The following is a 13,376-nucleotide window of genomic DNA, read 5'->3' on the forward strand; positions in this document are numbered from 1 at the left end:
GCGGCTCTCAGCGGAGGTGACACCGTGTTGGGCCAGGGGACCACGCATGGCGAGGGCCAGGCGATGACCTTGTTGATCACGACCGGGCAGTCCACACGGACGCCCCGAATGCGCTGCGCTCTCGCGGCCGAGCCCGTCGCCGCCCGGGTGGCGCGCCATCTCGTGAGCGCCTGCTTCGCCGGCCAGCTGAGCGCGAGCGTCATCGCCGACGTCGGCCTGGTCATAACCGAACTCGTCGCCAACGCCGTCACGGCAACGGGGGATTCCGGTTCCGTGGAGTTCGGTGCATGGCTGGACAACGGGGATGTCGTCCTCCAGGTGATCGACCAGGCCGACGGCGAGCCGAAGAAGTCAGCCGACGACCAGGATGCCGAGACCGGCCGGGGACTGCTGCTGGTCCAAGAGCTCACCCGGGACTGGGGATGGACCCCGGTTCCCGGAGGCAAGGCCGTATGGGGACTCATCAGCGCGAGCTCCGCCTGCTCGGAGACCAGCTCCGCCACACCCTGCTGAATCCCAGCCTCTCGTGACGCCCGAGGAGGGCACAAGCATGTCGATTTTCATTCGAATTGCCGAGAAAGAGGCATTATGAGCACCTCTTTGCATGGAACAGCCATGGCAACGGGCCAGGTCCCTTTCCGTCGAGCCGTCGTCACCGGCGGCTGCGGGTTCGTCGGCTCCCATCTGTGTGACCTGCTGCTCGACAGCGGCGTCGAGGTTGTCTGCGTCGACAACTTCCTCACGGGCACGGCCGACAACGTCGTGCATCGGCGGGCCGACGACCGGTTCGAACTGCTGGTGCACGATGTCACGACCCCGATCCCGGTGTCGGGTGGGGTTGACCTCGTTCTCCACCTCGCTTCGCCGGCCTCCCCGCAGGACTACCTGCGCCTGCCGATCGAGACCCTTCAGGCCGGGGCGCAGGGAACGTTCAACGCGCTGGAGCTGGCCAGGCAGAAGAAGGCCCGCTTCGTGCTCGCCTCCACCTCCGAGGTGTACGGCGACCCTCTCCAGCACCCGCAGCGCGAGTCGTACTGGGGCAACGTCAACCCGGTCGGGCCGCGCAGCGTCTACGACGAGGCGAAGCGGTTCGCCGAGGCGGCGACGACCGCCTACCGCACCGAGCACGGCGTCGACACCGCGATCGTACGGATCTTCAACACCTTCGGCCCCCGGATGCGGGCCGACGACGGGCGAGCGGTGCCGACCTTTGTCCGCCAGGCGCTGGCGGGAGAACCGCTGACCGTCACCGGCGATGGCTCGCAGACGCGGTCTTTGTGCTACGTGGACGACACCGTCCGGGGCATCCTCGCCGTCGCCTCGGGTCGGCACACCGGCCCCGTGAACCTGGGCAACTCCGCCGAGACCACGGTCCTGGAGCTCGCTCACCTGGTTGGCGAGCTGTGCGGTTCCGCCTCGCCGATCGAATTCGTAGACCGCCCGGTCGACGATCCGGGTCGCCGCAAGCCGGATATCACCCTGGCCTGGGACAAGTTCGGCTGGAGGCCGGAGACCGAGCCCCGCAAGGGGTTGAGCACCACCATCGACTGGTTCGCCACGCAGCTCCACCACACCGCAGCGGGGGAACGATGACACAGCAGGCACAGAGCCCGACTGGCGGTCCCTCTGCGCCGCTTGCCGACGGGGTGCTCCGGGACTTTCGTGAGGACGGCTACGCCGCCCTCTCCCAGCAGATCGGGGGAGACGCGCTCAAGACCCTCCGTGCCGAGGCTGACCACCTGATCCGTCGCTTCACGCACGACGGCTTCCGGTCGCCCGACTACTGGCACTTCACACCCGCCGGCACCAGTACCTCCGTCCTCTACCGGATCCACAACCTGCAGAACCAGGAGGCGCCCGCGACTGCGCGCCTCTACGGTGCCGACGGTCTCCTGCACCCCTTGGCTGCGGCCATCCTGGGCTGCCCGGTCCGCGCCACCGCCTGCGCCATGATCGTCAAACTGCCTGAGGTGGCCGCCCCCGTGCCCTGGCACCGCGACCGGACCACGGTGCCTGCCCACACCGTGTGCAACCTGAGCCTCTTCCTCGACGACTCCGACCCGGCCAACGGCTGTCTGGAGTTCGTCCCCGGATCGCACCTGCTGCCCGACGAGATGGACACGGAAGCGCTTCAAGCACGTGGCCCCGTCCGCGCGCTCTCGCTCGCGGCCGGCGACGTCGGCGTCCATGACGTACGTGTCGCCCACGCATCACGCCGTAACACCTCCGCACGCATCCGGCGCAGCATCGTCATCGAGTTCGCCCCGGTCGAGATGGAGCTGCCGTGACCAGCTCCGCCCCCATCGGACCAGTGCGACGCGTACGGGTGGCGGCGATCACCGTGGGCACCAACGAGCTCAGCTGGCTGGAGCCCTGCTTCGCCTCGCTCCTCGAAAGTGACGCCGCGGGGTTCGACCTGACCATCTGGTACGTCGACAACGACTCCCACGACGGCAGCGCAGCCTTCGTGCAGAAGCGCTTCCCGCGGGTGCGGATCATCCAGAACGACAGCAACGTCGGCTTCGCCCGCGCCAACAACATCGGGATGCGCGCGGCACTCGAAGACGGCGCGGACTATGTCTTCCTCGTGAACCCGGACACCCAGACGCCGAACTCCCTGCTGCGCGACCTGGTCGAGTTTATGGAGACCTGGACCGGCTACGGCGTGGTCGGCCCCATGCAGTACGAGTACGACGAGTCGGGCAACACCGCGCTCGGCGCCCACAACAACTGGTCGAAGACCGCACTGCGCTGGGGCGAGCAGCACGCCTTCGCCGGGGACTGGCCGAACCACCCCTCACCTGCCGGCCCGCTCGAAGGCAGGGCCCCGCACACCCTGGAGCACGCCTACGTCCAAGGGGCCGCCTTCTTCGTCCGCACCACACTGCTGCGTACCGTCGGCCTCTTCGACGAGGTCTTCCACACGTACTACGAGGAGACCGACCTGTGCCGCCGCGCCCGTTGGGCCGGCTGGCGCGTTGCCCTCCTGCTTGATGTCGGCATCCAGCACTTCGGCGGCGGGGGAACTGCGGGCAGCCGCTACCGGCGCGTCCAAATGCGCCGCAACCGCTACTACTACCTGCTCACCGACATCGACTGGCGCCCACTTCCCACGCTGCGGTTGGCGAGCCGGTGGCTGAGAGACGATCTGCGCGGACGCGGCGTCGGGGGCGAGACCACCTGGTGGCGCGGGACGTGGGAGACCACCGAGGCCGTGTGGTGGCTTGGGCGGCGCGTACCGCTGATCCGGGCCCGCCGACGTGCCCACCGCCAGCTCGGCCGACAGGTGGCCGACTACGCGGCACAGCAGGCAAGGAGCACGCGATGACCACGCCCCGGATCCTGTTCGCCGGTGTCTTCCACTGGAACGCGGGCTCCAGCCACATGATCGCCGAGTACGCCCGGGTTGCTCAGGCCGTCGGATGCGAAGTCGGGGTCTCGAGCCAGCTGTCGCGGCTCGACGGCACGGTGAACGCCCACCTGCCCGTCGTGGACGACATCACCTGGGCCACCCACCTCGTCCTCGTCTTCGAGAACGCCCAGTTCCTTTCCCTCCAACAGCGTGAACTGTGCGAGGTCGTGCCGCGCCAGCGGCGAATCGTGCTCGACCCCGACGGTCACTGGGGGCCGCAGGTGTGCGCCGGGGTCGACAACAACGCCGGCGTGGACACCATCGATTCCTGGCACAAGCTCTACGCCGACCTGAGCGATGTGATCCTCCAGCCGCGCCTCGGCGAGCACCTCCCCGACGGCGCCCAGTTCTTCAGCTACTTCGGGATGCCGGACATCCACCGCCTCGCCACCGACTACCCGAACCCGCGGACGATGCCGTACGAGCTGCAGTACGTCGGCGCGAACTGGTGGCGCTGGAAGGAGATGACCAGCCTGCTGCATGCCGCAGGCGCCAGTCGGCCGCCGATCCGCCGCATTCGGGTGTGCGGACGCTGGTGGACCGGCGATCCGCATCCCGACCACCTTCTCGCGACCGCCAACGAGCACGGCTGGATGGAGGAGCACGGCGTCGAGGTGGCGCCGCCCGTGCCGTTCGGGCAGGTGGTCTCCGCCATGGCTCAGGCGGCGATCACGCCCGTGCTCGCACGACCGCTTCTCGCGCGGATGGAACTGCTGACCCCACGCATGTTCGAAACATTGGCTTCGGGCAGCATCCCCGTGCTCTGGCCGGACTTGGGCCACCTCTCCGCCCTCTACGGCGATGACGTCGAGCTGTTTCTGCTGGGCGGCGATCCGGCCGACACCCTCGCCCAGATGCTCCGTGATCCAGGTCGGTACCGCAGACCGCTGGCTGCCATCCAACGCCGAGTGCACGAGCGCTTCAACTACCGCACCGTACTGGCCGAACTCATCCAGTTCGCCTTATGACCTCTGGGAGGTCCGTTGTGCCCAACATCCTCATAACCGGCATCACCAGCTGCGAGAGCCGAGGTGTCGAGGCCCTGGCCCGATCCATCGTCGAGCAGTTGAATCCCCACGGCGTCATGGGCGCTCACCAGGTCACCGTCCTCACCCAGACCCCGGCGCTCGACAAGGAAGCCCTCGCCCCCACCGGTGCCGACTGCGCGGCCGATCCGTTCGTCGTCTCCCGCTCCTGGCAGCAGATGCGTCCCCAGGAGAGCCCGTCCGAGCTGAGCGCCCGCCGCGAACGACTGCTCGCCGACACGGACCTGGTCATCGCCACCGGGGGCGACTTGCACACCTCCGACTACGGAGTCTCCACGCCCTACCTCCGCGCCCTGATCGCCGCCCAGCAGCGGGGCATCCCTACGGTGATGATCGGCCAGTCCGTCGGCCCCTTCGACGGCTCCTCCGACGCGGAAGCGTGGCTGACGGTGGCCGACCGCCTCCAGCTTCTCACCGTCCGGGAAAGCGTCTCCCACCGCTACGTCGTGGACAAGCTCGGCCTACCGGAGCAGAGGGTGAGTCTCTCCTCCGACCCCGCCTTCCTGCTGTCGGCTGCCACCAGCGAGGGCGTGTCCGCCGTGCTCAGCCACCTGGGGCTTACCCCCGGCGAGCCGTACGTCTGCGTCGCTCCGAGCCAGGGCATCACCCGCTTCAGCACCCTGGAGGAGGCGCGACACCTCGCGGCGCTGACACGGCTCGTCACCTCCTTCGTACGGACTTGGGACATGCCGGTCCTGCTCGTGCCGCACTGCCACGACTCCCGGTCGCACAACGACGACCGCATCCTCGCCGCCCGCATCGCGGAAGCGTTCGGCTCGCCCCAGGTCAAGGTGCTGCCCGGTGCGCTGTCCGCATCCGACTACAAGGGCATCCTGGCGCGGGCCGAGCTCGTCGTCTCCGAGCGCCTGCATGCCGCGATCGGCGCGCTGTCCAGCGGAGTGCCGGCTGTCGCCATCGGTCACTCGCACAAGTTCAACGGCGTCCTGGCCGAGACCTACGGAGACTCGGTCGACGTGGCCGGCATTCACATGGACGTCCGGGCCTTTGCCGAGGACCCCTCCGTCATCGACCGGCTCGTCAATGACACCGACGCGGCCGGGCTGCGCGCCATCCTGCGGCAGCGACTCCCGCTGATCACCGATCGCGCACACGACGACTTCGCCCGGATCCGCAAGCTCCTCGGTGCCTGAAGCCCCCAGGCGCCGGCGCAGTAGCTCGTACGACCACCCGCAGATGGACAATCCCGGTCCACGGGTGGACCCCACTCAGGCAAGAGGAGACAGATCAGTCATGCCTACGCATCTGGTGACCGGCGGCGCCGGTTTCATCGGGTCCCACCTGGCCGCATCCTTGATCGAGCGCGGCGACGACGTCGTCGTCCTGGACAACCTCGACGGCGGCAAGACCGAGAACGTACCCGCCGGCGCGACCCTCGTCGTCGGCTCGGTGGCCGACCAAGCCGCAGTCACCGAGCTCTTCGCCTCGTACCGCTTCGACGGCGTCTATCACCTGGCCGCCTTCGCCGCCGAAGGCATCAGCCACGCCGTCAAGCACCACAACTACTCCGTGAACCTGCTCGGCAGCATCAACCTGATCAACGCCTCGCTGGCCGCGAAGGTCCAGTTCTTCGGCTTCGCCTCGTCGGTCGCGGTCTACGGACACGGGCACGTACCCATGCGCGAGGACGAGCAGCCCACGCCGGCGGACAGTTACGGCAATGCGAAGCTCGCGGTCGAGCGTGAGCTCGCCGTCACCATGCATTTGCAGGGCCTGCCGTACTTCGCGATGCGGATGCACAACGTCTACGGCGAGCGGCAGAACATGGGCGATCCCTACCGCAACGCCGTCGCCATCTTCCTCAACCAGATCATGCGGGGCGAACCCATCAGCGTGTACGGAGACGGCAGCCAGATCCGTGCCTTCACCTACGCCCCGGACATCGTCGGCACCTTCCTCGCCGCCGCCGACCAGCCCAGCGCCTGGGGCCAGGTGTTCAACGTCGGCTCCTCGCAGACCACCACCGTGCTGGAAATGGCGCACGCCGTGCGCACCGCGATGGGCGTGCCCGACCACCCGATCATTCACCTGGCTGCCCGCGACGAGGTCCACGCCGCCTACACCGACAACACCCTCGCCCGTACGATGCTCGGCGACTGGGCCGACACCCCGCTCACCCAAGGGCTGCGCCATACTGCGGGCTGGGCCCGCGAACACGGCCCCGTGGAACCCACGACCTCCCTCACCATCGAGAACGACGCAGCGGACAAGCCCGAGTGGCTCACGTGGGCCTCCGGACGGGCGGTCACGTCATGACCGCGCACACCCTCGCCATCGATATCGGCGGAGTCCTCTACTACGACGAGCCGTTCGACCTCGCATGGCTCCAAGGCGTCTGGGAACTCTCGCGGGCGGACGAGCCCGCGCTCACCATGGACGCCTTCCTCCAGGCCATGCGCACCTTCTACCAGGACCGCACGCCCGGCTCGCCGCCGCCCAGTCTCTTCCCGCCCAACGGCACGAAGAGCTGGCAGCGCGTCCGCGCCCGCTGGACCTCGCTCGTCCAGCCGATCCCCGGAGCAGTCGACGCGCTCACCGGGCTCGCCGGGACCTACGAGGTGTGCGTCGTCGCCAACCAGCCCCCGGAATGCCTCGCCGCCCTTCGCACGCTGGGCATCGAGCGCCAAGTCCGCCTCGTCGCGCTCGACTCGCTCGTCGGCTACGCCAAGCCCGACCCCCGTCTCTTCACGTGGGCACTGGACCAGCTGGGTTGGAAGCTGGACCACACCGTGGTCGTCGGAGACCGACTCGACCACGACGCCATTCCCGCACTGGCCCTCGGCTGCTCGGCCGCGATCGTCAGCGTGGATGACGGATGGAGCGCTCCTTCCGAAGTGGCTCCCGAGATCGTGACCGCGTACCGCGATCTGCGAGGCCGGCGAGATCGTACGAGAGGCCAAAGCACGGGGTACTGGGCGCTCGCCACGCTCGGGGATCTGTCCGATGTGCTGCAGGCCTTCGACCGCGACCAGCACGGCCCCAGGGGCGACCGAAAGGTGCACCCGTGACCCCCAGCGCTACTCTCCCGCTCACCATCGCCGTGTGCAGCAACCGCCCGGACAGCCTGCCGGGGGCGATCGCCCGCATCACCCCTGCGATGGGCCCCCGGGACTCCATGCTGATCATCGCGGACATGCCGACGCACCAACTGCCCCTACTGCCCGAGGATGTCTCCCCGACCCCTTCCCGATTCCGCGTGATCTGCAACGAGGCCAACCGTGGGCTTGCTTACAGCCGCAACAAGGCCATGAAGGAATCCCCTACCCGGCACCTTGTCTTCCTCGACGACGACATCGTCCCCAACGCTCACGCTCTCGACGAGATGCGGGGGGCCTTGGCTGCTGGGGCACATGTGACGGGGACGAGGATCACCGCCCATCTCCAAGGGCACCGTCGCCCGTGGTTCCTGACCTCGGGCCAGCTGCACTACCTCGGCTCCCACGCCCCTTCCCGTCCGGCATCGATCTGGGGCGGCAGCTTCGCCATCGACGTAGAGCACGCCCGGCTGCTGGGTGTGGGCTTCGACGAACGTCTCGGCCGGATCGGCAGCTCCCTCACCTCCGCCGAGGACACCACCTTCGTACGGGAGATGACCACAGGCGGCGCCACCGCGACGATCCTGCACGGCGCTGACGTCCAACACCTGATCCCCACCCACCGGCTGACCCTGTCCTACCTGCTGCGCCGCGCCTTCTGGCAGGGGCGCAGCGAAGCACGGCGCAACGACGCGCGGCGAGGAATCGCGAAGGAATGGGGCCGTAACCGGTCAGGGGACGGCGTCCGTCGAGTGCGGACCGCCCTGGCGATGCTCTACACCGCCAGCGTCCTCCTCGGCGTCTGCTGGGAGGTCATCACGGGGCACCAGGCCAGCGCCATCGATGACGAGACCAAAAGGGGTGACTGATGAAGGTGGCCATAGTCATTCCGCCGTATCGGTATGGGGTCGATCCCACCCAGTGGATTACCGTGCCACCCCAGGGCTACGGCGGCATCCAGTGGGTCGTTGCCACGCTCATGGACGGGCTGCTGGAGGCCGGGTGCGAGATCCTGCTTCTTGGAGCCCCTGGAAGCCCCGTCCAGGAAGGTGTCACGGTGTCCGCCGCAGTCGAGACAGCCGACATTCACGCCGCCATCGAGGCATTCGCCCCGGACATCGTCCACGACCATTCGAACACCGCCGCTCTTCCTCCCGGCGGGCTCAGGCCGACCGTAAGCACGCACCACCTCAACGGCGTGCCAGAGCGCCGGAGGAACGGCATCTACCTCTCCCGCGCCCAACGCACCGCAGCGGGGTCCATATCGGCTCCGGTGATCCGGCTTCCGGTCAACCCCTCCCGGTATCCGTTCCAGGAGGCGAAGGACGACTACTTCCTCTTCCTGGGGCGGGTCTCCGCACACAAGGGCGTACGCGAGGCGGCGGCATTCGCGCACGCCGCCGGCCTGCCGCTGACGGTCGCCGGACCAGCCTGGGAGAAGGACTACCTTGACGATCTACTGGCGGACTTCCCACACACCGTCCGCTACGTGGGCGAGGTCGGCGGCAGCGCTCGTACCCGACTGATCGCACGCGCCCGAGCGCAGCTCGTTCTGTCCCAGCCCTGGGGAGGACCGTTCGGCGGACGATGGATCGAGCCCGGCGCCACCGTCGTCTCGGAAGCCGCCGCCAGCGGCACCCCAGTGATCGCCAGCGACAACGGTTGCCTGCCCGAGATCGTCCCCGGCGTCGGGGCGGTGCTGCCCGCCGGCCGGGAGGTCAAACCCAGCGACGCGAGGCGGGTGCTGGCGTCGCTGCCCACAGCCCAGGCCGTCCGCAAGACAGCGTTGGACCGATGGGGTCACCACACCATCGCTCACCAGTACCTGGCGGTCTATAAGAGAGCGGTCAGCGGCGAGGTCTGGAGGTGACGTCGGCGGGTTACGTCGTGCGCTGCTTCGCGAGACGCTGGCGGCGCGCCTCGTAGAGGACGACGGAGGCGGCGTTCGACGCGTTCAGGGAGCTGGCCGAGCCGGTCATAGGAATGCTGATCACATGGTCACAGAGTTCACGCCACGCAGCACTGAGGCCGGCGGTCTCGTTGCCGATCAGCAGCATGACCGGCTGGGTCAGGTCGAATTCCGAGACGTCGGCGTCACCGTTCTCGTCCGTACCGACGATGGCCACTGGCCGCCCCTGAGCGCGCTCCTTCTCCAGCCACTCCATGACTTCGTGGTGCGACTGGCTGCGCACCACAGGAACGGAGAAGAAGGAGCCGGTGGAGGAACGTACCGACTTGGGGTCGTACGGATCCGCAGCGTGGCCCGTCACGATGAGCCCGTCAGCACCGAAGGCGTCGGCCGACCGCACGATGCTTCCGATGTTGCCGGGCTGCGTCGGACGGTCGAAGACCAGACCGAGGAAGGAGTCGTGGACCTTGATCCGAGACAGGCTGTCCGGCGGCATCTCGACGACAGCAAGGATCTCCGCTGCCCCGTCGGCCTTCTCGCTGAGCTCCGCGAGGAGTTGTGGTGCCATCGCAACGCGCTCGGCACCGTTTCCGCGCAGCAGTTCCTCGGCCCAGCGCGACAGCGGGCGGCTGGCGTCGTACAGCAGGGAGCGAATCGTCCAGCCGTGTTCCACAGCCATCGTGATCGGCCGCACGCCCTGAACCAGGAATTCCTTCGCGCGCCCTCGCTTGGTGCGATTGTTGAGCAGCGTCTCCAGCTGCTGGAAACGGGCATTGCGGGTCGTGATCCGCTGTACCGCCACCCGTCCTCCAAGCTGAAATACCTATTGTCGTGAGCCCTACCATCCCAGGTGAAACGCGGCACCGGGGCACCTAGCAGGGTACACGCAGCCACCCCCGGAACCCCGCGTGCCGGACCGGTCACCAGAGACAGCCCTCGGCCCCTGCCGGCCAGCGGCCAGATCTTCTTGCACGCATTGCGTGAGGCCGGCAGTGGGCTTTGCCCCTCGGGCCCTCGTTCACCTGTACGCACCGGGTGCGGCTCCCTCTCAAGCATGATCGCGGGTCGCCCGTTGATGCGGCCGGCTGGGGACGGCAGGCTCATTCATGATTAATCCAACTACGCTCCGAAGGAGGCGACGATAGACTCGCCGTTTCCCAATCTGCATACCAGTTCGGCCAGTTGTTCGACGCAGGAGCGTATAGGCGCCATGAGCCGTTTGAGTGAGTCCGTCACGCGTGTCATGCACATCCTCGATGGAGCGGACCTGGGCGCGGACTATACGGTCGCGCAGCTGCTCGGCGAGACAACAGCGCGGCGCTCCCTCGACCTCTCCGACCTCTCCCCGAAGGAGCAGGCCGCCCTGGTCGAGGGGCGCACGAATCACCTGATCCCCTCGGCAGCGGTGCTGGCGGAGAAGATCGAGGCCGCGCAGGCGGCGGGACGGCCGTCCGTCGTCAAGTACGGCATCGACCCGACCTCCCCGGATGTCCACCTCGGCCACGCGGTGCCGATCATCATCGCCAGCCGGTTCCAGCGGATGGGTCACCACGTCGTCTTCATCATCGGCGACGTCACGGCCAAGATCGGCGACCCGTCCGGCCGCTCCTCGGAACGGCCGGCCCTCACCGACGAGGACATCGCCCGCAACCTCAGCGGCTACCAGCAGCAGGTCACCCCGTTCATCGACTTCGAGCGTGCCGACCTGCGCTTCAACGGCGAGTGGCTGAACAAGATCACCCTGCCTGAGCTCGTCGGCGTCCTCGCCCGGGTACCGGTCTCCATGTCGCTCCAGCGCGAGGACTTCCGCACCCGGCTCGCTGAGGGCCATGGGCTGTCCGTCGCCGAGTTCGTCTACTCCGTCGTCATGGCGTGGGACTCCGTGGCCATCGACGCCGACGTCGAGCTCGGCGGCGTGGATCAGCTGCTGAACCTCCAGATGTGCCGCAAGGTCATGGAGATCTCGGACCAGACCCCCGAGGTGGTCATCACCACCCCGCTCATCGAGGGCACCGACGGCACGGGCACGAAGATGAGCAAGAGCAAGGGCAACTACGTGGGGCTGACGGCGGCCCCTGATGACGTCTACGGCCAGCTGATGTCCATCCCCGACCACCTCACCGAGCCGTACCTCCAGCTGCTCACCGAGTGGACCGACGACGAAATCCGCGTGATCACCAAGCGTCTGGAGGAGGGGACCGCGCACCCGATGGCGGTCAAGCGGATCCTCGCCGGCGAGGTGGTGGCTGCCCTCCACGGCCTCGACGCCGCTGCCGCCGCCCGCGCCGAGTTCACGGCGCGCTTCTCCAAGCGCTCTTTCGGCGACACCCAGAACCTCCCCGTCGTCGTCCTGAAGGACCATGCGGAGGACACCCTCGGGGCGCTGATCAGCCACACGCTGGACTTCGCTCCCAGCATGTCCGCCGTGCGCCGCGTGGCCCAGCAGAACGGTCTCCGCCTGATCCGCGAATCCGATGGAGACCAGCAGACCACGCAGCTCTCGGAGGCTTCCGTCCAGCAGACGCTCAGCGCGATCGTGAGCGAGCTCGGGACACTCGACGGCGCCGAGCTGTACCTCAAGGTGGGCCGTAAGGTCGCCCGCATCGACGTCTGAGATCAAGCCCGGCGCCGACCCACCCGTCCGGGTCGGCGCCGTTACCCGAGCCGCAGGTTCGTCCGTAGACGGAATCACCAGTTCCACCGGGGGTGGGCAGCCAAGGCTGCCCACCCCCAAGGGTCTGCGGACCCTGCCGAACCTGCAATGCAGTGCTCGGGAAGCGGAGCACCCGATGAAGGAGTACGGCCCGACAGCCCCAGGAAAACGAATGCCATCCCATCTGGGTCGCGACTACGCTTCACCGCTCACCGCTCTCCCCGATCTGGAGGCACCGTGAACATCAGCCGCTTACGCCCCGCCACCAGCGCCCTCGTCGTCAAGGACGACCACGTCCTGCTGACCATCGGCGACTTCCCATGGCCCGGCACCTGGTCGCTACCTGGCGGCGGACAGGAACCTGGCGAGACCTGGGCCGAATGCGTCGAACGGGAACTGCTGGAGGAAACCGGCGTCCGAGGCCGCGCCGTCGACCTGATGCGTATCCGCGAGTACATCCCGGGCCGCGACCCCAACTGCGAGCCCCGCAACGGCACGATCAGCCACAGGGTCGATGCCCTGTTCTGGTGCGACATCCTCGACGAGCCCGCCGCCCTCGGCGGCCACCACCACGACCAGGCACAGACCGGCGTCGAATGGGTCCCCATCACCAAGGTCCCCACCCTGCTGATGGTGCCCACCACCTTCCCGACCGAATTGCCCACCGTGATCGACACCTACCGGGCCGGCCAGTGGCAGTTCCAGTACGTAGGGCACACCCTGTGATCCTCACCAGCCGCCGCCTGACCCTGCGCCGCCCCCAAGCCGACGACATCGACTGGGTGACGGCCGAAGCACAGGATCCGGAGATCCAGCGGAACACCACCATCCCCAGCCCCTACCACCGCACCGACGCCGAGCACTTCGTCGACAAGGCCAACACCGACGAAATGCCCAAGACGTTCGTGATCACCCACACCCACACCGGACAGCGCCTGGGCGTCATCAGCCTGCACCAGCGCCCCAAGCACGCCCCCAGCGTGGGCTACTGGATCGGGAAGAACGCCCGCGGCCAAGGGATCGCGACCGAAGCCCTGGCACGGATCTGCCGCTGGGCCGTCGACGATCTCGGCGCACCGATCATCGTGTGGACCGCCAACGTCGGCAACGAAGCCTCCCGCGCCGTCGCCGTGAAGACCGGTTTCAAGATGGAGGGCACCCTGCGCCTGCGCATCGCATCCCAGGGCCGCCTTCGGGACTGCTGGACCGGATCACTCCTGCCCGAGGAGCTCATCAGGAACACCTGAGCATCGACCGCCGACGGTAGGCTGCGGCACCCGCTCACGCACCGCGCACCATGCCG

The 13,376-nt window shown here is 68.1% G+C and carries 14 protein-coding genes; 13 read left to right on the forward strand and 1 reads right to left on the reverse strand.

Annotation, left to right across the window (positions count from 1 at the left end):
* Window positions 1-108: 108 nt before the first annotated feature.
* The 10 genes from BKD26_RS14360 (at window position 109) to BKD26_RS14405 (ending at window position 9,381) form a co-directional block, all read left to right on the forward strand.
* Entirely contained in the window at window positions 109-513 is a 405-nt protein-coding gene (locus BKD26_RS14360) for an ATP-binding protein (RefSeq protein WP_179166534.1), read from the forward strand.
* 102 nt (window positions 514-615) lie between these two features.
* The gene (locus tag BKD26_RS14365) at window positions 616-1,593 is read left to right on the forward strand and encodes an NAD-dependent epimerase/dehydratase family protein (protein WP_241518652.1); all 978 of its coding nucleotides are present in this window, start codon (window positions 616-618) and stop codon (window positions 1,591-1,593) included.
* Window positions 1,590-2,288: a phytanoyl-CoA dioxygenase family protein gene (locus tag BKD26_RS14370; protein ID WP_084898221.1), complete on the forward strand. Its 699-nt coding sequence runs from the start codon at window positions 1,590-1,592 to the stop codon at window positions 2,286-2,288. Before BKD26_RS14365 ends, BKD26_RS14370 begins: the two co-directional genes overlap by 4 nt.
* Window positions 2,285-3,328 carry a glycosyltransferase family 2 protein gene (locus BKD26_RS14375; RefSeq protein ID WP_241518653.1) on the forward strand — a complete coding sequence of 348 codons (1,044 nt, stop codon included), beginning with the start codon at window positions 2,285-2,287 and terminating at the stop codon, window positions 3,326-3,328. Before BKD26_RS14370 ends, BKD26_RS14375 begins: the two co-directional genes overlap by 4 nt.
* Complete coding sequence (locus tag BKD26_RS14380) at window positions 3,325-4,380, forward strand: glycosyltransferase (RefSeq protein ID WP_084898223.1); 1,056 nt, start codon at window positions 3,325-3,327, stop codon at window positions 4,378-4,380. The genes BKD26_RS14375 and BKD26_RS14380 overlap by 4 nt, the downstream gene beginning before the upstream one ends.
* 17 nt (window positions 4,381-4,397) lie before the next feature.
* A complete protein-coding gene (locus BKD26_RS14385; RefSeq protein ID WP_179166535.1) occupies window positions 4,398-5,609 on the forward strand; it encodes a polysaccharide pyruvyl transferase family protein in 1,212 nt (403 codons plus the stop codon).
* Window positions 5,610-5,709: 100 nt separating this feature from the next.
* Window positions 5,710-6,732, forward strand: coding sequence for an NAD-dependent epimerase/dehydratase family protein (locus tag BKD26_RS14390; protein ID WP_084898225.1), 1,023 nt, complete (start codon window positions 5,710-5,712; stop codon window positions 6,730-6,732).
* Window positions 6,729-7,484 (forward strand): HAD family hydrolase, encoded by a 756-nt coding sequence (locus BKD26_RS14395; RefSeq protein WP_143662648.1) that lies wholly within the window; start codon window positions 6,729-6,731, stop codon window positions 7,482-7,484. The genes BKD26_RS14390 and BKD26_RS14395 overlap by 4 nt, the downstream gene beginning before the upstream one ends.
* Window positions 7,481-8,380, forward strand: coding sequence for a glycosyltransferase (locus BKD26_RS14400; protein ID WP_179166536.1), 900 nt, complete (start codon window positions 7,481-7,483; stop codon window positions 8,378-8,380). The genes BKD26_RS14395 and BKD26_RS14400 overlap by 4 nt, the downstream gene beginning before the upstream one ends.
* The gene (locus BKD26_RS14405) at window positions 8,380-9,381 is read left to right on the forward strand and encodes a glycosyltransferase (protein ID WP_084898228.1); all 1,002 of its coding nucleotides are present in this window, start codon (window positions 8,380-8,382) and stop codon (window positions 9,379-9,381) included. The genes BKD26_RS14400 and BKD26_RS14405 overlap by 1 nt, the downstream gene beginning before the upstream one ends.
* A gap of 10 nt (window positions 9,382-9,391) precedes the next feature.
* On the opposite strand, the gene BKD26_RS14410 is transcribed toward BKD26_RS14405, so the two are convergent.
* Entirely contained in the window at window positions 9,392-10,222 is an 831-nt protein-coding gene (locus tag BKD26_RS14410; protein WP_084898229.1) for an RNA methyltransferase, read from the reverse strand.
* Window positions 10,223-10,630: 408 nt separating this feature from the next.
* Here BKD26_RS14410 and tyrS point away from each other — a divergent pair, with 408 nt between their 5' ends.
* The 3 genes from tyrS (at window position 10,631) to BKD26_RS14425 (ending at window position 13,320) form a co-directional block, all read left to right on the forward strand.
* Window positions 10,631-12,034, forward strand: a complete 1,404-nt coding sequence (gene tyrS / locus BKD26_RS14415; RefSeq protein ID WP_084898230.1) for a tyrosine--tRNA ligase — start codon at window positions 10,631-10,633, stop codon at window positions 12,032-12,034.
* 276 nt (window positions 12,035-12,310) lie between these two features.
* Complete coding sequence (locus BKD26_RS14420; RefSeq protein ID WP_179166537.1) at window positions 12,311-12,799, forward strand: NUDIX domain-containing protein; 489 nt, start codon at window positions 12,311-12,313, stop codon at window positions 12,797-12,799.
* On the forward strand, window positions 12,796-13,320 hold the full coding sequence (locus tag BKD26_RS14425) for a GNAT family N-acetyltransferase (protein WP_179166538.1): 525 nt from the start codon (window positions 12,796-12,798) through the stop codon (window positions 13,318-13,320). Before BKD26_RS14420 ends, BKD26_RS14425 begins: the two co-directional genes overlap by 4 nt.
* Window positions 13,321-13,376 lie beyond the last annotated feature (56 nt).

It is taken from the genome of Streptomyces sp. CB03238 (genome assembly GCF_002099185.1).
Classification (GTDB): domain Bacteria; phylum Actinomycetota; class Actinomycetes; order Streptomycetales; family Streptomycetaceae; genus Streptomyces.

What these genes read in the sequence shown, in the direction of transcription:
- BKD26_RS14360 (WP_179166534.1), top strand. Translation starts at nt 109, where the DNA reads ATGCGCTGCGCTCTCGCGGCCGAGCCCGTCGCCGCCCGGGTGGCGCGC.
- BKD26_RS14365 (WP_241518652.1), top strand. Translation starts at nt 616, where the DNA reads ATGGCAACGGGCCAGGTCCCTTTCCGTCGAGCCGTCGTCACCGGCGGC.
- BKD26_RS14370 (WP_084898221.1), top strand. Translation starts at nt 1,590, where the DNA reads ATGACACAGCAGGCACAGAGCCCGACTGGCGGTCCCTCTGCGCCGCTT.
- BKD26_RS14380 (WP_084898223.1), top strand. Translation starts at nt 3,325, where the DNA reads ATGACCACGCCCCGGATCCTGTTCGCCGGTGTCTTCCACTGGAACGCG.
- BKD26_RS14390 (WP_084898225.1), top strand. Translation starts at nt 5,710, where the DNA reads ATGCCTACGCATCTGGTGACCGGCGGCGCCGGTTTCATCGGGTCCCAC.
- BKD26_RS14395 (WP_143662648.1), top strand. Translation starts at nt 6,729, where the DNA reads ATGACCGCGCACACCCTCGCCATCGATATCGGCGGAGTCCTCTACTAC.
- BKD26_RS14405 (WP_084898228.1), top strand. Translation starts at nt 8,380, where the DNA reads ATGAAGGTGGCCATAGTCATTCCGCCGTATCGGTATGGGGTCGATCCC.
- tyrS (WP_084898230.1), top strand. Translation starts at nt 10,631, where the DNA reads ATGAGCCGTTTGAGTGAGTCCGTCACGCGTGTCATGCACATCCTCGAT.